22 protein-coding genes are annotated in these 25,489 nt (G+C 67.6%); 14 read left to right on the plus strand and 8 right to left on the minus strand.

Features of this window, described 5'->3' with window-relative positions:
* Window positions 1-27 precede the first annotated feature (27 nt).
* The 3 genes from AC1PLS_RS00830 to AC1PLS_RS00840 all read right to left on the minus strand — a co-directional run bounded on the left by AC1PLS_RS00830 (window position 28) and on the right by AC1PLS_RS00840 (window position 3,815).
* The gene (locus AC1PLS_RS00830; RefSeq protein ID WP_481104089.1) at window positions 28-960 is read right to left on the minus strand and encodes a rhamnogalacturonan acetylesterase; all 933 of its coding nucleotides are present in this window, start codon (window positions 958-960) and stop codon (window positions 28-30) included.
* Between the two features lie 165 nt (window positions 961-1,125).
* Window positions 1,126-2,748, minus strand: a complete 1,623-nt coding sequence (locus AC1PLS_RS00835) for a carboxylesterase/lipase family protein (protein ID WP_481104090.1) — start codon at window positions 2,746-2,748, stop codon at window positions 1,126-1,128.
* The gene (locus AC1PLS_RS00840; RefSeq protein ID WP_481104091.1) at window positions 2,745-3,815 is read right to left on the minus strand and encodes an alpha/beta hydrolase; all 1,071 of its coding nucleotides are present in this window, start codon (window positions 3,813-3,815) and stop codon (window positions 2,745-2,747) included. The genes AC1PLS_RS00835 and AC1PLS_RS00840 overlap by 4 nt, the downstream gene beginning before the upstream one ends.
* Window positions 3,816-3,955: 140 nt before the next feature.
* On the opposite strand from AC1PLS_RS00840, the gene AC1PLS_RS00845 reads away from it, so the two are divergent.
* From AC1PLS_RS00845 to AC1PLS_RS00890, 10 genes are all read left to right on the plus strand, one after another.
* Complete coding sequence (locus AC1PLS_RS00845; RefSeq protein ID WP_039514172.1) at window positions 3,956-4,777, plus strand: 2-keto-4-pentenoate hydratase; 822 nt, start codon at window positions 3,956-3,958, stop codon at window positions 4,775-4,777.
* 37 nt (window positions 4,778-4,814) lie between these two features.
* The gene (locus AC1PLS_RS00850; protein WP_047124526.1) at window positions 4,815-5,813 is read left to right on the plus strand and encodes a TRAP transporter substrate-binding protein; all 999 of its coding nucleotides are present in this window, start codon (window positions 4,815-4,817) and stop codon (window positions 5,811-5,813) included.
* Between the two features lie 10 nt (window positions 5,814-5,823).
* On the plus strand, window positions 5,824-6,345 hold the full coding sequence (locus AC1PLS_RS00855; RefSeq protein WP_016901233.1) for a TRAP transporter small permease: 522 nt from the start codon (window positions 5,824-5,826) through the stop codon (window positions 6,343-6,345).
* The gene (locus AC1PLS_RS00860; protein WP_016901232.1) at window positions 6,345-7,628 is read left to right on the plus strand and encodes a TRAP transporter large permease; all 1,284 of its coding nucleotides are present in this window, start codon (window positions 6,345-6,347) and stop codon (window positions 7,626-7,628) included. Before AC1PLS_RS00855 ends, AC1PLS_RS00860 begins: the two co-directional genes overlap by 1 nt.
* 236 nt (window positions 7,629-7,864) lie before the next feature.
* Window positions 7,865-9,448 carry a family 43 glycosylhydrolase gene (locus AC1PLS_RS00865; RefSeq protein ID WP_053051811.1) on the plus strand — a complete coding sequence of 528 codons (1,584 nt, stop codon included), beginning with the start codon at window positions 7,865-7,867 and terminating at the stop codon, window positions 9,446-9,448.
* Window positions 9,449-9,589: 141 nt separating this feature from the next.
* Window positions 9,590-10,648: a LacI family DNA-binding transcriptional regulator gene (locus tag AC1PLS_RS00870; RefSeq protein ID WP_024939515.1), complete on the plus strand. Its 1,059-nt coding sequence runs from the start codon at window positions 9,590-9,592 to the stop codon at window positions 10,646-10,648.
* A 430-nt stretch (window positions 10,649-11,078) separates the two neighbouring features.
* Window positions 11,079-11,933, plus strand: coding sequence for a 5-dehydro-4-deoxy-D-glucuronate isomerase (gene kduI / locus AC1PLS_RS00875; RefSeq protein WP_016901229.1), 855 nt, complete (start codon window positions 11,079-11,081; stop codon window positions 11,931-11,933).
* A gap of 146 nt (window positions 11,934-12,079) precedes the next feature.
* Entirely contained in the window at window positions 12,080-12,835 is a 756-nt protein-coding gene (gene kduD / locus AC1PLS_RS00880; RefSeq protein WP_016901228.1) for a 2-dehydro-3-deoxy-D-gluconate 5-dehydrogenase KduD, read from the plus strand.
* 217 nt (window positions 12,836-13,052) lie between these two features.
* A complete protein-coding gene (locus AC1PLS_RS00885; RefSeq protein ID WP_184432611.1) occupies window positions 13,053-13,715 on the plus strand; it encodes an RpiB/LacA/LacB family sugar-phosphate isomerase in 663 nt (220 codons plus the stop codon).
* Window positions 13,716-13,990: 275 nt separating this feature from the next.
* On the plus strand, window positions 13,991-15,109 hold the full coding sequence (locus AC1PLS_RS00890; RefSeq protein WP_184432609.1) for a cupin domain-containing protein: 1,119 nt from the start codon (window positions 13,991-13,993) through the stop codon (window positions 15,107-15,109).
* An 86-nt stretch (window positions 15,110-15,195) separates the two neighbouring features.
* Here AC1PLS_RS00890 and AC1PLS_RS00895 read toward each other — a convergent pair whose 3' ends face one another.
* Together AC1PLS_RS00895 and phhA are read right to left on the minus strand one after the other, a co-directional pair.
* A complete protein-coding gene (locus AC1PLS_RS00895) occupies window positions 15,196-15,840 on the minus strand; it encodes a DMP19 family protein (protein ID WP_184432607.1) in 645 nt (214 codons plus the stop codon).
* Window positions 15,841-15,908: 68 nt separating this feature from the next.
* On the minus strand, window positions 15,909-16,799 hold the full coding sequence (gene phhA, locus AC1PLS_RS00900) for a phenylalanine 4-monooxygenase (protein ID WP_039814301.1): 891 nt from the start codon (window positions 16,797-16,799) through the stop codon (window positions 15,909-15,911).
* Between the two features lie 127 nt (window positions 16,800-16,926).
* Here phhA and AC1PLS_RS00905 point away from each other — a divergent pair, with 127 nt between their 5' ends.
* Both AC1PLS_RS00905 and AC1PLS_RS00910 read left to right on the plus strand, forming a co-directional pair.
* Window positions 16,927-17,409, plus strand: a complete 483-nt coding sequence (locus tag AC1PLS_RS00905; protein WP_016901223.1) for an Lrp/AsnC family transcriptional regulator — start codon at window positions 16,927-16,929, stop codon at window positions 17,407-17,409.
* A 222-nt stretch (window positions 17,410-17,631) separates the two neighbouring features.
* Entirely contained in the window at window positions 17,632-19,848 is a 2,217-nt protein-coding gene (locus AC1PLS_RS00910; RefSeq protein WP_184432605.1) for a TonB-dependent siderophore receptor, read from the plus strand.
* A 444-nt stretch (window positions 19,849-20,292) separates the two neighbouring features.
* On the opposite strand, the gene AC1PLS_RS00915 is transcribed toward AC1PLS_RS00910, so the two are convergent.
* The 3 genes from AC1PLS_RS00915 to AC1PLS_RS00925 form a co-directional block, all read right to left on the minus strand.
* The gene (locus AC1PLS_RS00915; protein ID WP_184432603.1) at window positions 20,293-21,330 is read right to left on the minus strand and encodes a patatin-like phospholipase family protein; all 1,038 of its coding nucleotides are present in this window, start codon (window positions 21,328-21,330) and stop codon (window positions 20,293-20,295) included.
* Window positions 21,331-21,654: 324 nt separating this feature from the next.
* The gene (locus AC1PLS_RS00920; protein ID WP_184432601.1) at window positions 21,655-22,665 is read right to left on the minus strand and encodes a TIGR00266 family protein; all 1,011 of its coding nucleotides are present in this window, start codon (window positions 22,663-22,665) and stop codon (window positions 21,655-21,657) included.
* A gap of 189 nt (window positions 22,666-22,854) precedes the next feature.
* Window positions 22,855-23,700, minus strand: a complete 846-nt coding sequence (locus AC1PLS_RS00925) for an ABC transporter ATP-binding protein (RefSeq protein WP_016901219.1) — start codon at window positions 23,698-23,700, stop codon at window positions 22,855-22,857.
* Between the two features lie 153 nt (window positions 23,701-23,853).
* Between AC1PLS_RS00925 and AC1PLS_RS00930 the strand changes: the two genes are divergently transcribed.
* Together AC1PLS_RS00930 and AC1PLS_RS00935 are read left to right on the plus strand one after the other, a co-directional pair.
* A complete protein-coding gene (locus AC1PLS_RS00930; protein ID WP_016901218.1) occupies window positions 23,854-25,059 on the plus strand; it encodes a DesA family fatty acid desaturase in 1,206 nt (401 codons plus the stop codon).
* Window positions 25,060-25,105: 46 nt separating this feature from the next.
* Complete coding sequence (locus AC1PLS_RS00935) at window positions 25,106-25,450, plus strand: EF-hand domain-containing protein (protein ID WP_080689449.1); 345 nt, start codon at window positions 25,106-25,108, stop codon at window positions 25,448-25,450.
* Window positions 25,451-25,489 lie beyond the last annotated feature (39 nt).

Raw genomic sequence — 25,489 nt, forward strand, 5'->3', positions numbered from 1 at the left:
GTCACGCAGCAGGCATCACCTCACCCATCACGGAATCAACAGCGGCCGCAACGCAGGCACTTGCCTGGCCAGTTCGTCGGCGACGATCGCCGCGAACAGGTCGGCGCCGTCCGCACCCAGATGGGTGTAATCGAATGCCAGCTTGGCCTGGCCCATCGGCTCGGCACTGGCGTTGTCCTGTGCACGCGCAGCGGCGACAGCGGGCGCGGCTGGCGTCGATGTGGTTTGCGCCGGGGTCTTGCCGATGGTGGTGCCCGATTGCGCGGCTAGCACCTGCTCCGGATCGGCCGGCCGCTGCGCAAGGCGCATTGCCAGCACCGGGCCCATGCCTTGCACCAGGGCGCGGCTGCGTGCGTGCAGGTCGATCAACGGCACCTGCAATTCCTGCGCGAGCGTGCGTGTGGCCTCGGCCCAGGGCGCCAGATCGTCCAGCAACTGACCGCGCTCGAACTGCCGCCGCGTCAATGGCGTGACCAGCACCGGAATCGCACCGGCAGCACGCGCTTCGTCTACATAGCGGCGCAGGTTGGCGGGGAATTCGGTCGCCAGGTCGGTGGAACGCCCCGGCTTGCCCGGTTGATCGTTGTGGCCGAACTGGATCAGCACATACACCTGGCGATACCCGCCGCTGCGCAGCTCGTGCAGCGCGATGTCCCACGAACCTTCGGCACGGTAGTTGGACGTGCTGCGGCCGCCGCGTGCCAGATTGAGGCAGCTCAGAAATGAGGTCACATGCTGTGCGCAAAAGCTCGGTCCCCAGCCGCCCTGCACGGCGGTGGTGGAGTCGCCGACCAGCACGATCTTGCTGGCCGCAAGCGCGGGCGCAGCGGCGGTAGTGGTCGATGCCTTGGATGCGAGCGGCGTATCGCCCGGCGCGGCAGCGGCCGCATCGGCAAACATCAGGCAGGCAGCGGCCAGCGCTGTCAGCAGCATCGGTGCAATAAAGAAATCCTTACGCATGCATCACCTCGAAAACGACTGAACCACGGCTACGCGCTGGCAGGAATAGGGGGCGGCCAGCGCTGCTGAATTGGCGTGTCCTGCGCAGACCTGCCGGTCTGGGAAGTTCGCACCCGTGCGTCGACCGCACACCACATGCTGATCGCCCCGCCGGAGCGAAAGCGCTCAGAACGTACCGCGCTGGATGAAGGGCGCCTGCTGGTAGAGCCGCCGTTCGCCACCGCGCGGGTCGTTGTCCATCCGGCTCGGCACATCGAACAGCAACGTGTCGCGGTGCTGCAACGAGTACTGGCGCCAGCGCGGCAGGCCGCGATGATTCGGGTCGCCACCGCGCGCGAAGGCGAGCAGCGCCTCGCTCATCTGCTCGGCCATGCGCTGCGCAGCGGCGCCGTCGCCGGTGCGCGAGCCGGGCTGCGCAATGGTGTCGAAGACCAGCGGGATATCCAGCGTGTGGAAGGCGCCGAACTTGCCGCCCTCCAGCGGCGAGCCCCAGTCCAGCTGATACACCCAGGTTGGTGCGCCCTGGCGTGCACGCGCTTCGGCCTCCTCGACCGCGCCGCGCCACGAGCGGCCCGCCGTGGTCGCGGCAAAGAACACGTCCGAGGGCGAGTACTGCGGATACAGCCGGCGATATTCGGCAATCACCACCTGCGGCAGCAGGTCGACGTACTGCTGGCTTTCCAGCCTGGCCGGCAGCTCGTCCCAGCTCAACGCAAAGTTCTTCGCGTCGTTGCCGAGAAACGCGCGCGTCTCGTCGCGGGTATTGCCGATCACCAGCGGAATCCTGGCCGATTGCAGCGGCGCGGTCGGCCAGAACGGATGCACCGGCACATTGCGTGCATCCAGCACCGGGCCGAAGTACAGCGCGCTGTTTTCCACCCGCGAGGGGTCGCGCAGCTGCGCGGCAGCCAGCAGCTGCGCAACCGGCAGCGTGCGGATGCGCGCAAGCTCGCCGGGCGCGAGTTTCAAGGCATCCAGCAGCAACTGCGCACGCTGCGTGGCCGCACGCGGGCCGGCCACGGTGACCTGCTGCCCGCTCATGGTCCAGGCGCGGTGGAACAGGCCGCGCGCGGCCGGCATCGCCATCAGGGTGGCGATCTTGGCGCCGCCACCGGACTGGCCGAACACGGTGACATTGCCGGCATCGCCGCCGAATTCGCCCGCGTGCTGGCGCACCCACTGCAGTGCCTGGATCAGGTCCAGCTGCCCGACATTGCCGGAGTCGGCAAAGCCGGCATCGCCCAGCTGCGCCAGCGACAGGTAGCCGAACAGGTTGAGCCGGTGATTGACGGTGACCACCACCACATCGCCGCGTCTGCACAGGCGTACGCCGTCGTACAGCGGGTCGCTGCCGGAGCCGGTGGTGTAGCCGCCGCCGTGGATATAGAACAGGATCGGGCGCTTGCCGCCATCGCGCAGGCCCGGCGTCCATACGTTGAGGAACAGGCAATCCTCGCTGGTGGGCTCGCTGGCCTTGAGCTGGGGCGCGGCCGCCGCATAGGCGCTGGCATCGCGCACGTTCTGCCATGGGCTTTCCGGCAGCGCTGCCTGGAAGCGCCGCGCGGCGGTGTCGCCGCCGTACGGGATGCCCCTGAACACGCAGATGCCCTGGTCGCGATGACCGCGCAAGGCGCCGCCACGCACGCGTGCCAGCGGCGCGCTGGCGTCGCGTGGCGGCGGCGGTGCGGCGGCGCCAGCAAAGCCGGGGAGCGCTGCGGCAGCAGTGGCGAGCAGGCCGCCACGCAGCAGCGTGCGTCGGCGCGCGTCGGGCGTGGACGGCGCTGTCATCGCGCCACGTCCTGAGCCGGCACCGATGCAGCTGCCGGCGGCTGTGCCTTGGTGACATGCGCGATCCAGGCCTGCGCCAGCTGCGGCCAGGCGGCCACGGTCAGGCCGCTGCCGCTGGCGGTGCCAAAGCCATGGCCGCCCTGCGGGAAGACGTGCAGCTCGCTCGGCACGCCGGCGCGCAGCAGCGCGTCGTGCATCAGCAGGCTGTTGCGCACCGACACCACGGTGTCGTCCTGCGCATGCAGCAGAAAGCTGGGCGGGGTATGCGCATCCACATGCAGTTGCGGCGAATACGCACGCACCTGCGCATCGGCTGGACTGCTGCCGAGCAGGCGCTCGCGCGAGCCCGGGTGCGCGTTGGCGCTGTCCATGTCGATGACCGGGTAGATCAGCAGCGCAAAATCCGGCCGCGCGCTCAGTGCATCGGCCGCATCCACCTTGGGGTAGACCTGCGCGGCGTAGCGGGTGGCCAGGCTGGCGGCGACATGGCCGCCGGCCGAGAACCCCATCACCCCGACCCGCTGCGTGTCGATGCCGTAACGGGCAGCATTGGCGCGGATCAGCCGCAGCGCGCGCTGTGCATCGGCCAGCGGCACGTCGGCGCCGTTCGGGTGGCCTTCGCCGGGCAGGCGGTAGCGCAACACGAACAGGGTGATGCCGGCCTGGTCGACGAAGCTGGGCACCAGTGCGCTGCCCTCGTTGTCGAGCACGATGCGCTGGTAGCCGCCGCCGGGGGTGACCAGCAGGGCGGTGCCGTTCGGCCGCTTGGGCCGGTAGACCACCAGATACGGCGTGCTGATCTGCTGGATGTAGCGATCGGGCAGGGCCGGGTCGCTGCTGCGTTGGACGATGCGCTGTGGCTGCGGCAGCGGCTTGTCCCCCGGTGCCATCCCCTTGGGCCATAGCAGGATCCGGCTGGCCTGCTCGGCTGCGGTATCGGCGCCGGGCACCTCGGCCGCCAGCACTGGCCCGGCCAGCAGCGCTCCCGCCATCACCACCACCGTCATGCACCGGCGCATGACGCTCGAAAACGCGGCAAACACGCGCGTCTGGCTTGTCTGTTCCATCCACCCCTCCCAGGGTTGCTTCGTTGCTGCGGCCAGTTTTGCCGCACTGCACATTGCCAATGACACCGGTTTACCATATACAGCACACCGTGCCACTGTCGATTGGCAGTGCAACAAAAACACCTATCAGGGAGACACCCTTGAGCAACGACGCCGCCACCCCACCATCCTCCACATCCTCGCTGTCGCAGATCGCCCAGCGCTTTGTGGAGGCACGCCGTGCAGGGGCATCGCTGCCGGACTTTCCAGGGCAGATCCCCGACGATCTGCTCACCGCCTACCAGGTGCAGGATATCGCCATCAGCCAGTGGGACGACCAGGTGGTCGGCTGGAAGGTGGGCTATATCGCCGCCGAGCGCCGCGACGCATCGGGCGACGAGCGCCTGCTGGGCCCGATCTTCTCGCACAAGCTCTGGAATGCTACCGGTGGAACAACCGAATTCCCGATCTACGAAGGCGGCTTCGGTGCGGTGGAGGCCGAGTACGTGCTGCGCCTGGACGCGGACGCGCCGGCCGAGCAGACCCACTTCACTCCTGACCAGGCGGCGCAGCTGCCGGCCACGCTGTTTATCGGCGTGGAAATCGCCAGCAGCCCGCTGGCCACGATCAACAAGCTGGGCCCGCGCGTGGTGATCTCCGACTTCGGCAACAACAACGGCCTGATCCTGGGGCCGGAAGTGACCGATTGGCTGGCGCGCGACGAATCCGCGCTGACCGCCGAAACCCTGATCGACGACCAGCTGGTCGGCACCGGCGGGGCCACCACGCTGCCGGGCGGCTTGCGCGCGGCCTACGCATTTGCGCTCAGCCGTTCGGCCCGGCGCGGGCGTCCGCTCAAGCGCGGTGATCTCATCGCCACGGGCAATGCCACCGGTATCCATGACATCGAAGTGGGACAGCATGCCCTGATTCGCTTCGCCGGCATCGGCGACATTTCATGTACGGCTGTGTCCGCCAAGTAACGCCGGACCCAGTGACCAGACGCTTGGGAGGGCGCCAATGATCACACGCAGACATTTCCTCGGTGCCGGGCTCGGTGCCGCCGCGGCCGGCCCCTGGCTGGGCGCGGGTGCCACCACGCCGATTCCCGGCGGGCAGCTGCTGACCGCCACCGATGTGCATGTCGGCGACTACCCCACCGTGGAGGCGGTGCGGTGGTTCGGCAAGCAGCTGGAGCAACGCAGCAACGGCCGGCTCAAGCTGCGCCAGTACCACTCCGGCCAGCTGGGCCGCGAGTCCGAGGCGATCGACATGGCGCGCTTTGGCGCCATCGACATCACCCGGGTGTATTCGGGCGCGTTGAACAACACCTTTCCGCTGACCCAGGCGCTGTGCCTGCCGTACGTGTTTGACTCGGTGCCGCATCTGCGCCGCGCCATCGACGGCCATGTCGGCGACAGCGTGCTGCGCAGCTTCGAGCAGCGCGACCTGGTGGGCCTGGCGATCTACGATTCCGGTGCGCGTTGCTTCTACAACACCAAGCACCCGCTGCACCGCCCGGAAGATCTCAAGGGCCTGAAACTGCGCGTGGCCTCGTCGGACATCTTCCTCAAGCTGATGCGCATGCTGGGTGCCAATCCCACCCCGATGTCGCTGGGCGAGACGTTCTCGGCGATGGAAACGCACATGATCGACGGTGCGGAAAACAACATGCGCAGCTTCCAGTCCAGCCGGCATTTCGAAGCCGCGCATTACTGGTCGCAGAGCGAGCATTCCTATGCGCCGGACATCCTGGTGATGTCGCGGCAGAGTTTCGAATCGCTGCGTCCGGACGATCGCGCCCTGGTGGTGGAACTGGCACGCGCCTCGGTACCGGTGATGCGCACTCTGTGGGATGCCTCGGAGACCGTCGCGCGCAAGCAGGTGATCGATTACGGCGTCAAGCTCAATCAGGTCGACATGCCGGCGTTCCGCGCCGCCGCCGCGCCGCTGCTGGCCGAATACCGCAAGCAGCCGGAGATCGAAGCGCTTTACCGCCGCATCCGCGATTTTGCATAGAGGTGACCCGATGACCGAACCCGAGACCGTCGCCGTCCCGGTCGCGCCGTTGCAGCGCGCGCTGGACCGCGTTTCCGATACCGCCGTTGGCGTGGCATCCATCGCGCTGCTGGGCCTGGTGGTCGTGCAGGGCTGGCAGGTGTTCACCCGCTACGTGCTCAACGACTCGCCCAGCTGGACCGAGCCGGTGACGCTGCTGTTGCTCAGCACCGCCCTGAGCCTGGGCGCGGCCGCCGGCGTGCATACCAACCGCCACTTCGGCTTCTACCTGCTGGGCGAACACGTGCCGCCGCTGGTGCGCAGGGTGTTCGACCTGATCCGCCCGTTGATGATCATGTCCATCGGTGCGGTGCTGGCGTGGTGGAGCGCAGCGCTGCTGCTCGATGGCCTGGATATCAAGATGGCCGGCGCGCAGATGCCGCAGAGCATCAACTACCTGCCGCTGTCGATCGGCGGTGCGCTGATGGTGATCTTTGCCTTGTACAAGCTGTGGCGTGTGCTGCGCCCGATCCAGGCCGGAGGAGTGCGCTGATGGGCATTGCGATGTTGTTGGGAACCTTCGTGGTGCTGCTGCTGATCGGCGTGCCGGTGGCGTATGCGCTGGGCGCGGCCGCACTGGCCACGCTGCTGTATCTGGACCTGCCCACGGTGGTGCTGGTGCAGCAGATTTCCGCCGGCAGCGGCTCGGCCTCGTTGATCGCCATCCCGTTGTTTATCTTCGCCGGCGAGCTGATGCTGCGCGGCGGTATCTCCGAACGCCTGATCGCGCTGGCCTCCTCGCTGGTGGGGCGCGTGCGTGGCGGCCTGGGCCAGGTCAGCGTGCTGTCGTCGCTGTTCTTCGGCGGCGTATCCGGTTCGGCGATCGCCGACGTCTCGGCGGTCGGCGGCACCATGATCCCGCAGATGATCAAGCGCGGTTACGACCGCGACTACGCGGTCAACGTAAGCATGACCGCCGCGCTGGTGGCGTTGCTGGTGCCGCCCTCGCATAACCTGATCCTGTTCTCTGCCGCGGCCGGTGGCGGGCTGTCGATCGCCGATCTGTTCGCGGCCGGTATCTTCCCGGCGCTGTTGATGACCGCGGCGATGATGGTCACCGGTTATGCGGTGGCCCGCCATCGCGGCTACGGCACCGAGCCGTTCCCCGGCTGGCGCGCAGTGGCGTTGCGCCTGATCGGCGCGTTGCCGGGCCTGGGCCTGGTGGCGTTGATCTTCATCGGTATCCGTGCCGGCATCTTCACCGCGGTGGAGAGCGCGGCGATCGCGGTGGTGTACGCCTTGATCGTCACCGCGCTGCTGTATCGGCAGCTGCGGTGGGCCGAGTTCTTCGCCGCGGTGACGCATGCGGCGCGCACCACCGGCGTGATCCTGTTCGTGATCGCCACTGCGGCGGTGTTCGGCTGGTTGCTGGCCTACCTGCAGGTGCCGGCGGCGGCGGTGAAGTTCCTGCAGGCCATCGCCGACAGCAAGAACACGGTGCTGTTGATGATCGTGGTGATGCTGTTGCTGCTGGGCATGTTCATGGACCTGGCGCCGAAGATCCTGATCTGCACGCCGATCTTCCTGCCGGTGGTCAAGGCCTACGGCATCGACCCGATCCATTTCGGTCTGGTGATGGTGCTGGCCGGCGGCATCGGCCTGATCACCCCGCCGATCGGCTCGGTGCTGTTCATCGGCACCTCGATCGGGCAGATCACCATCGCCCAGAGCATGCGCACCATCTGGCCGTTCTGGCTGGCGGCCCTGGGCGTGCTGCTGATCGTGGCGTTCTTCCCCGAACTGTCGCTGTGGTTGCCACGCGCGCTGCGCGCGTAAGTGCCCGCGATCCCGACTGCGTCCGTCAGGTGGGCGTGGTCGATGCGTGGCAGCGGCCTGCACGGCGCGTGCGATGCGATGTCCGCGCGCCGCGCCTCGCCCGACAAACGCCTGGCGACGTTACCGGCGCGCTGCCCGGCGTTGCTGCTGGCAGGTAGTTCCGCCCTCATCCAGGCGGCCGACGCTCCAGGCGCTGGCCGTCGTATCGCCCCGCCGAGCGGGGACTAGGAGCAAGCATGCGTGTGCGTATCGCTTCAACCCGTTTGCGTTGGCTGCTGGCCGGCGGCCTGCTGCTGTGTGCCGGGCTCGCTGCCGCGGCCGACTGGAAGCGCGGCATCGAGCACCAGCGCATCGCCGACCAGGGCGACGGCACCTTCCTCAACCCGGTGCTGGCCGGCGATCACCCCGACCCGTCGGTACTCAAGGACGGGCAGGACTACTACCTCACGCTGTCCTCGTTCGATGCCTACCCGGGCCTACCGATCTGGCATTCGCGCGATCTGGTCAACTGGCAGCCGCTGGGCCATGCCATCACCCAGAACGTCGGCGCGATCTGGGCGCCGGACCTGATCAAGCACGGCAAGCGCTATTACATCTACTTCCCGGCGCGCCGTGGCGACCAGGGCGAGCGCAGCAACTTCGTGGTCTGGGCCGACGACATCAAGGGCCCGTGGAGCGCGCCGATCGACATCGGCCTGGGCAAGTACATCGACCCGGGCCACGCAGTGGGCGAGGACGGCAAGCGCTATCTGTTCCTGAGCGGTGGCGATTACGTGCAGCTCTCCGATGACGGCCTGAAAGTGGTCGGCACGCCCAAGCACGTCTACGACGGCTGGAAATACCCGGAAAGCTGGGACGTGGAAGGCTACGCGCAGGAAGGCCCCAAGATCACCCGCCACAACGGCTGGTACTACATGACCACCGCCGTCGGCGGCACCGCCGGCCCGCCGACCGGACACATGGTGATCACCGCGCGTTCGCGCTCGATCCACGGCCCCTGGCAGAACGCGCCCAACAACCCGATCACCCGTACCAGGAGCGCTGACGAGCCGTGGTGGTCGCGCGGCCATGCCACCCTGGTGGAAGGCACCGACCAGCGCTGGTGGATGCTCTACCACGGCTACGAACACGGCTACTGGACCCTGGGCCGGCAGGCCTTGCTGGACCCGATCGAGTGGACCCCGGACGGCTGGTTCGTCGCCAAGGGTGGCGACCTGGGCACGCCGCTGAAAAAGCCCAGCGGGCAGGCCTTGCCGCATGGGCTGGCGCTGTCGGACGACTTCCGCGCCAGCACGCTGGGCCCGCAGTGGGCGTTCTTCAACCCGGCCGCCGACGAGGCCAAGCGGCTGCAGGTCGGCGATGGCGTGTTGCGCCTGCAGGGCAAGGGCAGCGCCCCGCGCAACGCCTCGCCGCTGACGGTGATCGCCACCGACCAGGCCTACCAGTTCGAGGTGCAGATGACCGTGGCACCGGGCGGGCAGGGCGGGGCGCTGCTGTTCTACAGCGACAAGCTCTATGCCGGCGTGGGCAGCAATGGCGAGAACTTCGTCATGCACCGCTACGGCGAGGAACGCCCCGGCACGCTGGCCCCCAGTGCGACCGGTGGCACCTTGTGGCTGCGGGTCACCAACAACCGCCACATCGTCACCATCCATAGCAGCACCGACGGCACCACCTGGACCAAGTACCCGGTGCAGATGGAAGTGTCCGGCTACCACCACAACGTGGCCGGCAAGTTCCTGGCCTTGAAGCCGGCGCTGTATGCCGCCGGGCAGGGCCAGGTGGAGTTCCGCAACTTCCGCTACCGCGCCCTGGACTGACCGTTCTGCATCGCCGGGCATGCCGCCGTGCTGCCGGCTGCGGCGCGTCCTGCACGGCGGGTTCGGGGTGGCGGCAGGCTTCGCTCAGGTCTGCCGGCCGTCTGGCCGGTAGAATCCAATCAACTTCACTGGTTGACCGCTATGCCCGCCCGCAAGATGCCTGAAGAGGGAATGCCCGGCCTGCCGAAGGGCAAGGTAGCCACGATCAACGACATCGCGCGGATGTCGGGCGTGTCCAAGAAGACCGTGTCGCGAATCATCAACAACTCGCCGCTGGTGCGGCAGGACACCCGCGAAAAGGTCGAGGCGCTGATGCGCGAGGTCGGCTACGCGCCCGACCCGCTGGCGCGCGGGCTGGCGTTCCGGCGCTCGTTCCTGATCGGCATGGTCTACGACAACCCCACCGCGCAGTACATCGTGGACATGCAGTACGGCGCGCTGGACGCGCTGCGCGGCTCCAGCTTCGAGCTGGTGGTGCACCCCTGCGACAGCCGCAGCCCCGGCTACATCGAAGGCGTGCGCCGCTTCGCCCAGGCGCAGAAGCTGCATGGCGTGATCCTGGTGCCGCGCGCCTCCGAGGACCAGGCGCTGGCCGACATGCTGGCCGAGATCGGCTGCCGCTACACCCGCATCGCTTCGGTCGCGCTGGACACCACCTCGCAGACGGTGATCACCCACGACCGCGACGGCGCCGCTGAGGCCGCCGATTACCTGCTCTCGCTCGGCCACCGTGACATCGCCCTGGTCACCGGCCCCAGTGCCTACCGTTCCTCGATCGAGCGCACCTCCGGCTTTGCCGACGCGCTGACCCGGCGCGGCATCGAACTGCCGCCCGAGCGCATCGTCGAAGCCGGCTACACCTTCGAATCGGGCGTGGCCGCGGCCGAAAAGCTGCTGCTGGGCAAGAAGCGCCCCACCGCCATCTTCACCGGTAACGACGAAATGGCCGCCGGTATCTACAAGGTCGCGCTGCGCGCCGGCATCAGCATCCCGCGCCAGCTGTCGGTGATCGGCTACGACGACAGCTCGCTGGCCTCCCGCCTGTGGCCGCCGCTGACCTCGGTGCGCCGCCACACCCGCGACACCGGCCGCACCGCCGCGGCGATGCTGATCCAGCCCGACAACGCCCCGCAACTGCCCACCGCCAGCGTGCGCCCGCACCTGATCGTGCGCGACTCCTGCCAACCGCCGGAGGATTGAGCGAGGTCAAAGCCCAGGCAAGGGGACGCCAGGCGAGCAACAAAGCCCCTCTCCCGTCGGGGCGAGAAGGCACGGCTTGCGCGCCATGGGCGCGCGTGCCTTGGAGCGCCCGCGCCGCCAGCGCGGGCCGGGGCGCGGGGCGGGGCGGGGCGGGGGTTGGGGCGGCAGACAGCCATCTGAGAAAGCTCAGCCATGAGCTGAGGGCACATAAGCCTCCACCCGACCAATCAAGCCCCGCATCCAACACCGCGCGCAGCCTCGTCCCCTCATCCGGCGCAATGCGCCACCTTCTCCAGAGGGGAGAAGGGATTCCCACGCTGCCACGCCGCCATGCGGCTATCGTGCACTGCGCAATGACACCGGTTAACCAGAGTCGGTAGAATGGCCCGGTGCAAGCCAATCCCCCCGCGCTTGGCACCGGAGATCGCGCATGTCCCTGTACTGCAAGACCCACTACGCCACCCATCCCGACGCCATCAAGGGCGCCAGCAACGACGACCTGCGCGAGCTCTATCTGCTCGATGGCCTGTTCGTCGACGATGCGGTCACGCTCAAATACACCCACTACGAGCGCTTCGTGCTCGGTGGCGCAGCACCGCTCGGCACCACGCTGGAACTGCCCAGGCAGACCGAACCGGCGTCTGCCGCCGGCCATCCGTTCCTGGAGCGCCGCGAGCTGGGCATCCTCAATGTCGGCGCCGGCACCGGCAGCGTGACCGTGGACGGCACCGTCTACACGCTCGGGCCGAAGGACGGCCTGTACGTGGCGATGGGCAGCACCGATGTCAGCTTCGCTTCTGACGATGCCGCCAACCCGGCCAGGTTCTATCTGGCCTCGACACCGGCGCATGCGCGTTTCGAGACCAAGCAACTGTCGATCAAGGATGCCGTGGCGCTGGAGCGCGGCGCGCTGGAAACCAGCAACGAGCGCACCATCTACCAGTACATCGTGCCGACCACCTGCCAGTCCTCGCAGCTGTTGCTGGGCCTGACCGTGCTCAAGCCGGGCAGCGTCTGGAACACCATGCCGCCGCATCTGCACGACCGCCGCAGCGAGGTGTATTTCTACTTCGATCTCGGCGCCAATGACCGCGTCTATCACTTCATGGGCGAGCCGGACGCGCAGCGCCACATCGTGATCCAGAACAACGAAGCGGTGGTGTCGCCGCCATGGTCCATCCACATGGGCGCCGGTACCAGCAATTACGCCTTCATCTGGGCGATGGGCGGCGAAAACCTGGATTACACCGACATGCACGTGCTGGACATCTGCCAGCTCAAGTAAGGCCATGCGTGCCGGGCAGCACCGCACTCACCGCGTCGATGCGCTAGCGCCATCGACGCGCCAGTTCCACCCCATGCCAGCGGCCGCGCATCGCGCGGACGCACGCACTCATCCAACGTGGCACACCCAGCAGGAGCGATAAGGTAATGAGCAATCCGTTCAGTCTCGAAGGCAAGGTCGCACTGGTCACCGGTGCCAACACGGGCTTGGGCCAGGGCATCGCGCTGGCACTGGCGCAGGCCGGCGCCGACATCGCCGCCGCCGGCATCCAGGCGCCGACCGAGACCGAGGAACTGGTCAAGGGACTGGGCCGCCGCTTCGTCGCCATCCAGGCCAACCTGATCAGCGTCGAACCGGTCGAGCGCATCCTCAAGGAAACGCTGGACGGCCTGGGTCGCCTGGACATCCTGGTCAACAACGCCGGCCTGATCCGCCGCACCGACGCGGTGGATTTCAGCGAGCAGGATTGGGACGACGTGATGAACGTCAATCTGAAATCGGCCTTCTTCATGGCGCAGGCCGCCGGCCGCCACTTCATCGCCCAGGGCAGCGGCAAGATCATCAACATCGCCTCGATGCTGTCGTTCCAGGGCGGCATCCGCGTGCCGTCCTACACCGCCAGCAAGTCCGGCATCGCCGGCATCACCCGCCTGCTGGCCAACGAATGGGCCAGCAAGGGCGTGACCACCAATGCCATCGCGCCCGGCTACATGGCCACCGACAACACCGCCCAGCTGCGAGCCGACCAGGACCGCAACAAGGCCATCCTGGACCGCATCCCGGCCGCGCGCTGGGGCGTGCCGGCCGACCTCGGCGGCACCGCGGTGTTCCTGGCCAGCAGCGCCTCGGACTACGTCAACGGCGCCATCATCCCGGTCGACGGCGGCTGGCTGGCACGCTGAGTCAAACCTTCTCCCTCAGGGAGAAGGTGCCCGAAGGGCGGATGAGGGCCGGCAGGCACGTACATGACCAGACGCGTGCCGCAGCTCCGACAAGACCTTCAGCACCTGATCGCTCACCGACAAGGCACCTGAAAAGCGAAGCAAGACCGCATCCAGGCGCGCACACCAATCAACTCCACAGTCGACACAACTTCCCCAAACCAATCGGAGCATCCCCATGAAAATCGCACTCATGAATGAGTTCAGTCAGGCCGGCAAGAACCCGGTGATCCTGCAGCAGCTCAACGACGTCGCCGGCGAGCAGGGCCACAGCGTCTTCAACGTCGGCATGGACGGCGACGACGACCACCGCCTGACCTACATCCACCTGGGCATCGTCGCCAGCCTGCTGCTGAACTCCAAGGCCGTGGACTTCGTCGTCGCCGGCTGCGGCACCGGCCAGGGCGCGATGATGTCGCTCAACGCGCATCCGGGCGTGTTCTGCGGCTATTGCATCGAGCCGACCGACGCCTACCTGTTCGCCCAGGTCAACAACGGCAACGCGCTGTCGCTGGCATTCGCCAAGGGCTACGGCTGGGGCGCGGAAATCAACGTGCGCTACATCTTCGAAAAGGCCTTCAGCGGCGAGCGCGGCATGGGCTACCCGGCCGAGCGTCGCGAATCGCAGGCCGCCAATGCCGGCATCCTGACCCATGTCAAGCAGGCCACCGCTAAGTCCTACCTCGACGGCCTGCGCGCCATCGACCCGGAGCTGATCAAGCAGGCCGTGGGCGGCGAGCGTTTCCAGCAGTGCTTCTTCGACAATGCGCAGGACGCCGAGATCCGCAACTTCGTCGCCGGCGTGCTGGGCAAGCCCGAAGCCGCCGCCGCAGCAGCATAACGGCCTAAAGCCCTCCTCCCGCGGGGTGAGAGGGCACTGTTCGCGCGCCACTGGCGCGCGTGCCTTGGAGCCCGCGCTGCCGGCGCGGGCCGGGGCGCGGAGCGGGGAAGTGAGGCCGCGGCCTGCCCTGAAAGGGGAGGCTTGAAAGGCTTGAGACGACAGTACGGCCGTCCAACATTTCCTGTGCCGCCGCACCCTCATCCGCCCTTCGGGCACCTTCTCCCGATGGGAGAAGGAACAGCGTCGCGCACTCAGCATTTTTACCGGAGCCCACCATGCGTCTGCTGCTGTTCGCATTGCTGCTGCTCTGCGCAAATGGCGCCCGCGCCGACCCACACCGCATCTTCATCGCCGGCGATTCCACCGCCGCCGAATACGGTGCCGAACGTGCGCCGCAGGCAGGCTGGGGCCAGATGCTGCAGGAGTGGTTCGACCCGGCGCAATGGCAGGTGCGCAACCACGCCAAGGGCGGCCGCAGCACCCGCAGTTTCATCGCCGAAGGGCGCCTGGACGCCATCGCCAAGGACCTCCGTGCCGGCGACGTGCTGCTGATCCAGTTCGGCCACAACGACGCCAAACACGAAGATCCAACCCGCTACACCGACCCGCAGGGCGACTATCAGCAGTTCCTGCGCCGCTATATCATCGCCGCGCGCGACAAGGGCGCCACGCCGATCCTGATCACGCCGGCCGCCCGTCTGCTCTACGACTTCGGCGCGCTGCTCGACACCCACGGCCGCTACACCCTGGCCATGCAGCAACTCGCCGCGCAGGAACACGTGGGCCTGATCGATCTCAACGCCAGTTCCAGCGACTGGATCCGCGCCCTCGGCGAACAGGCGGCCAGGCCGTACTTCCTGTTCGTTCCCGAACAAGGCAAAGCCGACGGCACCCACTTCAGCCGCGCCGGCGCCACTGCCGTGGCGTGCCTGGTCGTGCATGGCTGGATGCAGCTGCAACCCGCTCTCACGCCACAGCTGCGCCGCGATGCCGATTGCGGCGCCGCTCCCGACACCGCCATCCAACGCGCGGCGCAGGCGCATCCCTCGTTGGTGGTGCACGAACGCGATCTCGCACGCCCGCAACCCGGCCCGCACGGCGGCGCCGGGCCGACCATGGCGTATCCGTTCTTCGCCGACGCACCGCAGTTGCCGTTCGTGCTGCGCAAGCGCGTGCTGCACAAGGGCGCCGGCATCGGCCTGCATCTGCACGACAAGGACGAGATCTATTACATCGTCAGCGGGCGCGGGCTGTACGCGCTGGATGGCAAGCAGTACCAGGTCACTGCCGGCGATGCGCTGCTGACGCGCCCGGGCAGCACCCATGCCTTGCAGCAGACCGGCGATGAGCCACTGGTGCTGCTATTGGCCTATCTCGCCAAGCCGGCAGGCTGAGATAGGCCCGGTGCGTCGGTAGCGCGTTGCGGGTGTGGACGATGCGCGATGCCGGCTGTGAGCCATGCGCGTCATTGCACGCGTGCTTACGCCTTGTCGACCCCGTAGTGGGTCAGGCCCAGCCGGGCCAGTTCGCCGGAGCGGCGGTAGTAGACCTCTTCCCAGCCATCCACGCGCTGGCGATCGGTCTCGCTCATCGCGTCGAGAATGTCTTCGATGCTGAGCAGGTTGGGGTCTTCTTCCAGGCGTTCGAATACCGTGCCCAGGCCTTCGATCGCCTGGCGCGCCTGCACCGCGCCCATCGCGCCCAGCCCCTGCAATGCGTCACGCCGGGTAGCGGCGTCCCAGCGGTCGAAGTAGCGTGCATAGCCGCTCTCGCTCATGTCCGCATCCAGCCGCGCCAATGCCACCAGTTCGCGCTCGCCCGGTGACAAGGCATCCATGCGTCCGCGCAGCGCGGTCAGTTTGGTTTGCGCGCGTGCGCTGCGTCGGCGCCACAGCAAATCGGGCATGTTGAGCAGCCCCTCATCCGTGGGCGGCGCCACCGCCGGCCAGTTCACCCCGAAGCCGTCGTCGGTGAGCTGCCATTGCGCGCGTTGCGGCGGCGTTGCCTTCAACAACAGCCGCTGCGCCTTGATCGGCTCGTCGATACGGATGCCGTTGGCCAGGGTGAACAGCAGGCGGGTGTCGTCCAGCTCCAAGCGCCGGATGCGAAGCTGCGTCAGGTCCATTGAGCGAAGGCGGTATGGGGAGGTTTGACCATAGTCTGCGTCGGCGATGGTGTCGAGTCGGTGCGGCCTCACACGTCGCCGTCTGTACTCCAGCCTTCGCCGCTGCCGCGCTGGATGACCCGATCCGTGTCCAGCACCTCGCCGGCCGGCACCTGCGCCTGCTGCGCAAGATCGGCATAGATCGGGGTGAAATCCGGCGCGGTGGCGCTCATCAACTGCGCAAAGCTGTCGATGACGAAGTAGGTCTTCTGGAAGCTGTCGATGCGGTAGCGCGTGCGCATGATGCGTTGCAGGTCGAAGCCGATCCGGTTGGGCGCCAGCGATTCCAGCGAATGCAGCGATTCGCCCTTCGACGACACGATGCCGGCACCAAAGATGCGCAGCCCCTGCGGTGTGGCGATCAGGCCGAATTCCACCGTGTACCAGTACAGGCGGGTGAGGTTCTGCAGCGCGTCCGCGCCGATGCCGTGCGCCTTGACCCCGCCACGGCCATAGGCCTGCATGAAGTCGGCAAACAGCGGATTCATCAGCAGCGGCACGTGCCCGAACAGGTCATGGAACAGGTCCGGTTCGGCGATGTAGTCGATCTGATCGGGGCGGCGGATCCACCACGTCACCGGGAAGCGCTGGTTGGCCAGATGCTCGAAGAAATCCAGCTCCGGCAGCAGGCCCTGCACGCCGACCAGGGTCCAGCCAGTGGCCGCCTGCAGCACCGCATTGAGCGCATCGAAACGCGGAATGTGGGTCTCGCCCATGCCCATCGCATCCTGCGCCTGCAGGAACTCGTCGCAGGCGCGGTCGACCAGCAGCGCGCGCTGGCGGCGATACAGGGTGCCCCAGGTGGCATGGTCGTCGGCGCTGTAGCCATCCCACGGCTGCTCGACCACGGCGGTGGTGTAGACCGGCACATAGCCCTTGTCGGTGAGCTGATTCTCGACGCGTTGCGGTGCGATGTTCATGCGGCGGCGGTTCCCGATGATCAGCGCTCACCTTAGCCGGATGGTCGCGCAACGGGATTGCGAATCTTGCGTGTCCGATGCTTCCGGGCGCAAGATTCGTGCGTCATCCTCTGCTGCTGCGCAACATATGGACCAGCCAATCGCCCTGGACCGCACCGATCTACGCCTGCTCGCCCTGCTGCAGACGCAGGGCCGCAGCAGCAATGCGGAGCTGGCGGTGCAGGTCAATCTGTCGGCCTCGGCCTGCCTGCGCCGCACCCAGCGGCTGGAGGCGGCCGGCATCATCGCCGGCTACGGCGCACGCCTGGATGCCAAGGCGCTGGGGCTGGGGCTGCAGGCCTTCGTGCGCGTGCAGCTGGAGCAGCACGGCCAGGCCGATATCGAACATTTTGCCGACGGCGTGCGCGGCTGGGACGAGGTGGTGGCCTGCTGGGCGCTCACCGGCGACATGGATTACCTGCTGCAGGTGCAGGTGCGCGACCTGGAGCATTTCTCGCGCTTCCTGCTCGACCGCCTGCTCAATGCGACCGGCGTGTCCGACGTCAATTCCAGCTTCGTGCTGCGCACGGTGAAGGCACCGGAAGGCCTGCCGCTCTCGCATCTGGGCTGATCCGGCGGGCTGCGAGGCAGGCACGCGTGCACTGTGACTTGCCTCTCAAACGATAACGATTTACATTTGCGTAACATCCGGCTGCGCCCGGCATGTCTTCTCGTCGATCCGCCAGCCCGACAGGGCCAGCCAGCTCGTCGCCCGAGTGGGACGCGCCGCGCATGCCTGCGTTTTTTGCCCGGTGACGCCGCGCGTCCCGCACCGATCGACGAGAACCCTCCAATGCCCGCGATTTCCGCCCCCCTGGCCACGTTGTCCGCTGCCTTGCTATGCGCGTTGGCGCTGACGCCCAGCGCTGCCCGTGCCGACAATGCCGCCGCCGATGCACGCGATGCCAAGACGCTGGACCAGGTCAACGTCAACGGTGCGGTGAGCCGCGCGCAGCCGGCCACCACCACACGCCTGCCGCTGACCTTGCAGGAAACGCCGCAGTCGGTGAGCGTGATCGGGCTGCAGCGGCTGGAAGAGCAATCGCTGTTCAGCATCGACGATGTGATGCGCAACGTCACCGGCGTCAACGTGTCGTTCTACGACACCCAGCGCCCGCTGTATTTCGCGCGCGGCTTCCAGATCACCGACTTCCAGGTCGATGGCCTGCCTACCTACAGCGGTGCGACCAACCAGGAATACGACACGGTCTTCTACGACCGCATCGAGGTGATCCGCGGCGCCAACGGCCTGCTCACCGGCGCCGGCATTCCCTCGGCCACGGTCAACCTGCTGCGCAAGCGCCCGGGCAAGGACTTCGATGCCTCGTTCGCAGTCAGTGCCGGCACCTGGGATTTCCGCCGCATGCAGGCCGACGTCAATGCGCCGCTGACCGAAGACGGGCGCTGGCGCAGCCGCGTGGTCGCGGCCTGGCAGGACCGCGATTACTACTACGACCGTTACCACGACAACAAGATGTCGGGCATGACGGTGCTGGAAGGCGACCTGACCGACAGCACCACGCTCACCGTCGGCTATCAGCGCCAGGACAACACCCCCGTCGGCTCGACCTGGGGCACGGTGCCGTTCTTCGCCGCCGACGGTTCGCCGGCCAACCTGCCGCGCTCGACCAACATGGCGGCCAAGTGGAGCCGCTGGCAGCGCGAGACCAGCACCGCCTTCGCCAACCTCGAACAACGCTTCGGCGAGGATTGGCTGCTGCGCGTCAACTACGCGCATACCAAGGGCGATGTGCAGAGCCTGCGCGTTTACGGCACCGGCTATCCGGCCGCCGATGGCAGCGGCATCTTTCTGCGCACCGGCGCCGGCGAAACCAGCGACGCGCGCGATGGCGTGGACGTGTACCTGTCCGGCGGTTTCTCGTTGTTCGGCCGCCAGCACGATGTGGTGGTCGGCGGCAGCTGGCAGGATCTGCAGTCGACCTCCTACGGCGTCGCGCAGACCTATCCCGATGACTGGGCGAGCTGCCCTAACGACTTTGGCCCGCCCGAGCGCTGTTATTTCATCCCCAATATCCGCAACTGGGATGGCGATATTTCCGAAGTGACCTATGCGCGGACCGGCCGCCGCAGCGAAGCGCGCACCACGCAGCGCGGCGTGTATGCCTCCACCCGGTTGCGTCTGGCCGACCCGCTGTCGCTGATCGCCGGTGCACGCCTGAGCTCCTGGGAAACCCGCACCCAGGCCTTCAATGCCAGCGGCGCCTACACCGGCACCAGCGGCCGGTACGAGGTGAGCGACGAAGTCACCCCGTATGTGGGACTGGTCTACGACATCGTGCCGGATGTGTCGCTCTACGCCAGCTATACCGAGATCTTCAACCCGCAGAATTACCGCGACAAGGACAACAACCTGCTCGCCCCGGTGGAAGGTTCCAACCTGGAAGCCGGCATCAAGGCGCAGTTGTTCGACGGCCGTGCGATGGCCACCGCCGCCGTGTTCGAGGCCAAGCAGGACAACTTCGCCGTGCGCGACATGACCCAGCCGGAATCCTCGCTGCCGGACGGCAATTCGGCCTACATCGGTATCAACGGCACCAAGAGCCGGGGCTGGGAAATGGATTTCAACGGCGAACTCCTGCCCGGCTGGACCGTCAATGCCGGCTTTACCCACGTCAAGGTGACGCGCCCTCCCACCGATGCGATCTACGCCAACCTGCCCGAGGATTACCTGCAGCTGTCCACGCAGCTGCGCCTGCCCGGCGCCTGGGAGCGCCTGAGCATCGGCGGCGGCGTCAGCTGGCAGAGCGCGGTGCGCGGCTTCAATATCCAGCGCCCCACCGGCGACGGCACCGGCGCCACCACGCCGGTGACCGTGGTGCAGAACCCGTATGCACTGGTGCACTTCAACGCCAACTACCTCATCAGCGAGCAATGGACCGCCACGCTGGCGGTACGCAACGCCTTCGACAAGACCTACTGGGCCAACCTGGATTACCAGAACTACGGCGAGCCGCGGTTTGTCAGCCTGTCGTTGCGTTGGCGCTATTGAGGCGTTGCCGATGAAGCGGATGCGTTACCGGTAAGGCATCGCGGCCAGGGCCGCTCCTACAGGAGCGGTGCTGGCCGCGCCGACGTTACCCAATACACCCAAAGACCGCCCCGCCATCGTAGGAGCGGACCCGGCCGCGACCCCATCCCGCCTCAGCGCACCTGAAAAAAATGCCCCGCCGTCGTAGGAGCGGCCCAGGCCGCGCCCCCCTCCGCGGCACATCTCAGTGCACCCGAAAAGAACCGCCGCCCCGGCCGCGACCTTGTCCGGCACACCCTCGGTGCATCAACCCAAGGCATCAACAACGCAGTCGCCCTACGCATCGGCTTTAAAAAACGCGCGCGTCTCGAAACATGCGCCCATGCCCGCTCAGCTCCGCATGACCTCGCGCGGCACCCGCATCAGCTGCGCATCAGCTGCACATCGCCTCGCACCGCCTTTGCCTCACGGCGCCACGCAGGCCTCGTCCTTGCCGCGCAGTTTCTGCCAGCGCGAGCGCTCTTGCAGGCAGCGCCGATACGCTTCCGCCTTGGCGGCGGCAGCCTGCTCGGCGGCGGTGCGGGTGGCACTGCTGCGCTGCGCCTGCAACTGCGCGATCTTGGCGCGGATCTGCGGCATCGCCGCCATCGCCGCACGCTCGCCTTCCAGGATGGCCGCGCCACGTTGGTTGAAATCGGCCGAGCCGATGTCGTTGACCTTGGGGCGGATCACCACATCGGCACGCTTGAGTTCGGCCTCGCCCAGGCGCTGGCCCATGATCGAGATCGACTGGTTGACGGTGCCGAGCAGATCGCCGGGATTCTTGCCGCTGGCCTTGCTGGAGATATCCACCGCCACCACGAATTCCGCACCGAGCTGGCGCGCGGCATCCACCGGCACCGGGCTGACCACGCCGCCGTCCACATAGTGGTATTGGCCGATGGTCACCGGCTCGAACACGCCGGGAATGCTGCTGGATGCGCGCACCGCCTGGCCGGCATTGCCGCGCACGAACACGGTGCGTTCGCCGTCTTCCAGCCGCGTGGCGACCGCCGCGAACGGCTTGCGCAACTTGTCGATCGGCTTGCCGCCGAGCTGTTCGTTGACGTAGTCCTGCAGCTTCTGGCCCTGCACCAGGCCGCCGGAGAAGATCCGCACATCGCGGATGCTGGTCTGGTCGAGCGCGACGGCCTTTTCCTGCATCTGGAACGCATCCATGCCGCTGGCATACAGCGCCCCGACCACGCTGCCGGCGCTGGTGCCCGACACCACCACCGGCGCAAAGCCATTGGCCTCGAGCATCTTGATCACGCCGATATGCGCAAAGCCCTTGGCCGCGCCGCCACCGAGCGCCACGCCGATCTTCACCGGTTTGACCGCGCCGGCAGACGGTGCCTGCACCACCGGCGGCGGTGCTGCCGGGCGCGGCTCGCCACCGCAGGCCGAGAGCAGACCGAGCATGGACAACAGGGCAAGCGAGCGTGGGCGGCGGAGCGCAGTCATGGCGAAAACGTCGATGGGAAAGGCGAGGGAGAATACACGCGTGCCGTCACGGTGGCGCTGATGGTTGGCGTGCGTGGAGATTGTTCAGAACGGCATCGTTTGCAGGCATTGCACTGCCTTGTCCCGGCAAGAAGGGCGAGCCGTTCATTCGGGCGATGACCGCAGCCACCTGCACGGGCCGGGGGCGCGGAGCGGGGGGTGAGGGTAAGGAGCGAGGCCACATGGGATCGCAGCAGGCTTCGCCGGTCCCCTCATCCGGCGCGACGCGCCACCGTCTCCCGGCAGGAGAAGGGTGTCCGCACACCCGCCTGCCGCATCACCAAATCAAAACCGGTTGTCGCCATCCAGCAACCTTCCCAGGCCGCCCAGCACCGAGCCTTCGCCGCGCTGCTGTCCACCGGCCTGCGGGGCGGCCTGCAGCATGCGGCCGGCCATGCGCGAGAACGGCAGCGATTGCAGCCACACCTTGCCGGGGCCGGTGAGGGTGGCCAGGAACACGCCTTCGCCGCCGAAGAACATGCTCTTCAGCCCGGCGACGCGGCGCACGTCCATGTCTACGCCCGCGTGGTAGGCGACCACGCAGCCGGTGTCCACATCGATGCGTTCGCCGGGGCCGAGTTCGCGTTCCACCACGGTGCCCCCGGCATGCACGAAGACCCAGCCATCGCCTTCGAGCTTCTGCATGATGAAGCCCTCGCCGCCGAACAGGCCGGTGAGGATCTTGCGTTGAAACGCGATCCCCAGCGACACGCCGCGCGCGCCGGCCAGGAAGCTGTCCTTCTGGCAGATCAGTTGCCCGCCATGCTCGGACAGGCGCAGCGCCAGCACCGTGCCCGGATAGGGCGCGGCGAATGCGACCCTGGCCTTGCCGCTGCCGGCATGGGTGAACACGGTGGTGAACATGCTCTCGCCGGTGACCACGCGTTTGCCGGCCGACAGCAGCTTGCCCATCAGCCCGCCGCCGCCGCTCTGGCCGGCATGCGAGCCGTCGCCGAACACGGTGTCCATCTGCACCGCGGCGTCCTTGTACATCAGCGCGCCGGCCTCGGCGATGGCGCTTTCGCCCGGGTCCAGCTCGACCTCGACGAACTGCATGTCGTTGCCGACGATGCGGTAGTCGATCTCGTCGGCGCGCCCGGCCGCGCCGGTCAGCGGCGGCGGCAGGCCGCTGCCGCCCTGCAGCTCGGCCAGCTGGCGGGCCGGCGTCCAGTCATCGAGTCCGTCGCGCCAGGCCAGCGCGTCGGGCTGGCGCTGGGCATGCGCGCGGGCGCTGGCATCGTCGAGCGGGCCGATGCGATCGGCCTGTCCGGGAACATGGAAATACCACTGGGCCATCGGGACGACTCCTGTCTGTGCGTGCGCCGAGTCTAAGCGCAGCCGCGGTGACGGCGTCCCGTGTCCAAGGTCATGCCCGGAAGGTGCGGTCGGGCGCGGTTGTGGGCTGTAAGGAGCGCGTGGCTGCCGGCTGTCGTCGCGCAGCTTGCGCAAGACTCCGGGCTGCGTGCGCGGTGGGGCGGATGGCGCTTACTCGCCCACCGTCGCCCAATAGCGCTCGCCGTCGCGCTGCACCCGCACCGGGCCACCGAACACGTCCGACAGGCTGGCGTCGGTGAGCAGCGCATCGCGCGGACCATCGGCCACGACGGTGCCGGCACGCAGCAGGATCACCCGCGCGATCTCCGGCACGATTTCCTCGATGTGATGGGTCACCAGGATCAGCGTGATGCCTTGCCGGGCCAGGTGACGCATGGTGTCGAGCAGGTGCTGTCGCGCCACCAGGTCCAGGCCGGTGGACGGCTCGTCCAGCAGCAGCGCCTGCGGGCGGTTGACCAATGCGCGCGCGATCAGCACGCGGCGGGTTTCGCCGGCCGACAGTTCGGCAAATTGCCGGTCCAGCAACGGCAGCGCGCGCGCCAGGGCCAAGGCCTCCCGTGCCCGCGCGCGCATGTCGTCGCTGATCTCGCGATGCGGTGGCACCACATAGCTGGCGAAGAAACCGGACAGCACCGCGCTTTCCACATCCAGCCCCGGCATGTCGGCCAGGTTGACGCTGAGGTCGCCGGTGACGATGCCCAGCTGCGAGCGCAGGCGATCCACCTGCCAGCGCACCTGCCCGAGCACTTTCACCGCGGCCTGGCCGTCGGCGCGCACCAGCGGATACAGCTCGCGGGTGATCAGCTTGATGAAAGAGGACTTGCCGCAGCCGTTGGGGCCGAGGATGGCGGTGTGCTGCCCCAGCGCGATGCGCAGGCTGAGCGCATGCAGCACGCGCACCTGGCCGCGCATCACGCTGGCCTGGTCGAGCTCGATCAACGGGATGGCGTTGGCAACAGCAGCAGGATCGGTGGACATCTCGGCAGTAACCGTCATACGGGTGACATCAGGCGCAGTGGGGAAGGGGAGCGTGTGAACCGCTTTAGAAATGTAGGGCGCACCCTACGCATCCGGAGGGTGAAGTTTGCCGCCATCGCCCCCATCATGTCTCCATCGACCCAACCCGATGGCGCCGCTGTGGAAATGCCGATGTTGTCCGACCCGATCATCGACCTTCTGACTTCCGGCGTGGCCGGGCTGGGCGTATGGGGCATGCTGGCGGTGCTGCTGGTGTTCACCCAGCTCACCATCTTCGCGGTGACCTTGTACCTGCATCGCAGCCAGGCCCATCGCGGTGTGGACTTCCATCCGGTGGTGGCGCACTTCTTCCGCTTCTGGACCTGGCTGACCACCTCGATGATCACCCGCGAATGGGTGGCAATCCATCGCAAGCATCACGCCAAGGTCGAGACCGAGGAAGACCCGCACAGCCCGCAGACCAAGGGCATCAGCCAGGTGTTCTGGCGTGGCGTGGAGCTGTACCGCGAAGCGCGTGCGCAGCGTGCCGACATCGAGCAATACGGCAAGGGCGCGCCCACCGACTGGATCGAGCGGCATCTGTACACCCCGCATGCCAATGCCGGCCCGATCGCGTTGCTGGTGATCAACGCGGTGCTGTTCGGTTTGCCCGGCATCGCGCTGTGGGCGATCCAGATGGCGTGGATTCCGTTCTGGGCCGCCGGCGTGGTCAACGGCCTGGGCCACTGGTGGGGCTATCGCAATTTCGAGTCGGCCGACACCTCCACCAACCTGACGCCGTGGGCGCTGTGGATCGGTGGCGAAGAACTGCACAACAACCACCATGCGTTCCCGAGCTCGGCGCGGTTTTCGATGCGGCGCTGGGAGCTGGATATCGGCTGGGTCGCCATCCGCGGGCTGCAGGCCATCGGCCTGGCCAAGGTGCTGCGGGTGGCGCCGTCGCTGGACATCCGCCCCAACATCGCCGTGCCCGATGCCGACACGCTCAAGGCCCTGCTCTCGCATCGCTTCCAGGCGATGACCGATTACCAGCGCAATGTGTTCACCCCGGCGCTGCGCGAAGAGGCCGCGGCCACCGGCGCCAAGTTGCGGCAGCTGTTGCCGCGGCGGCTGCGCAAGGGCCTGGTCGACGACGGGCGGTGGCTCAAGCCCGATGCGCGCGCGCAACTGCAGCACTGGGTGGCCGAGCGCCCGCGCATGCGCACGCTGGTCGAGTACCGCGCACGCCTGACTGCGGTGCTGGAGGCGCGCAGCCACGATGCGTCCGAACGGCTCAAGCACCTGCAGCAGTGGTGTCACGAAGCCGAAGCCAGCGGCAATGCCGCCTTGCAGGCCTATGCGGCGCGGCTGAAGGGTTATGCGCTGAGTGGGTCGTAATCGTCGGGGCACGCGTGCTGCTGTGCGTGTGCGTGGATCGTATGGCTTGATCGCGCGCGGCCTGCTGCTGGCATGTTGTGTGTGCGGGCCGGCTGTGTTCGCGCAGGCGCACGCCCAGGTGCAGGACAGCCAGCAGTATCTGCAACGCATGGATACCGATGGCGATGGCCGGGTCAGCCGCGATGAATATCTGGCCTGGATGAGCTATGCCTTCGAGCAGCGCGACCTGGACCATGACGGCGTGCTGCAGGGCGACGAGCTGCCTGGCCGACGCGGCAAGCCGATTACCCGTGCCGCGCATCGTGCCACGCTGATCGAGCGCTTCGCGCGGCAGGATGCCAACGGCGACGGCTACCTGAGCGCGCGCGAGTTGCTGGCGCCGCCGCGCTGATGCGTACCTTCGCGCGCGTCTGACGCTGCGTTCGGCAAG

It is taken from the genome of Xanthomonas sp. NCPPB 3218, from assembly GCF_056725185.1.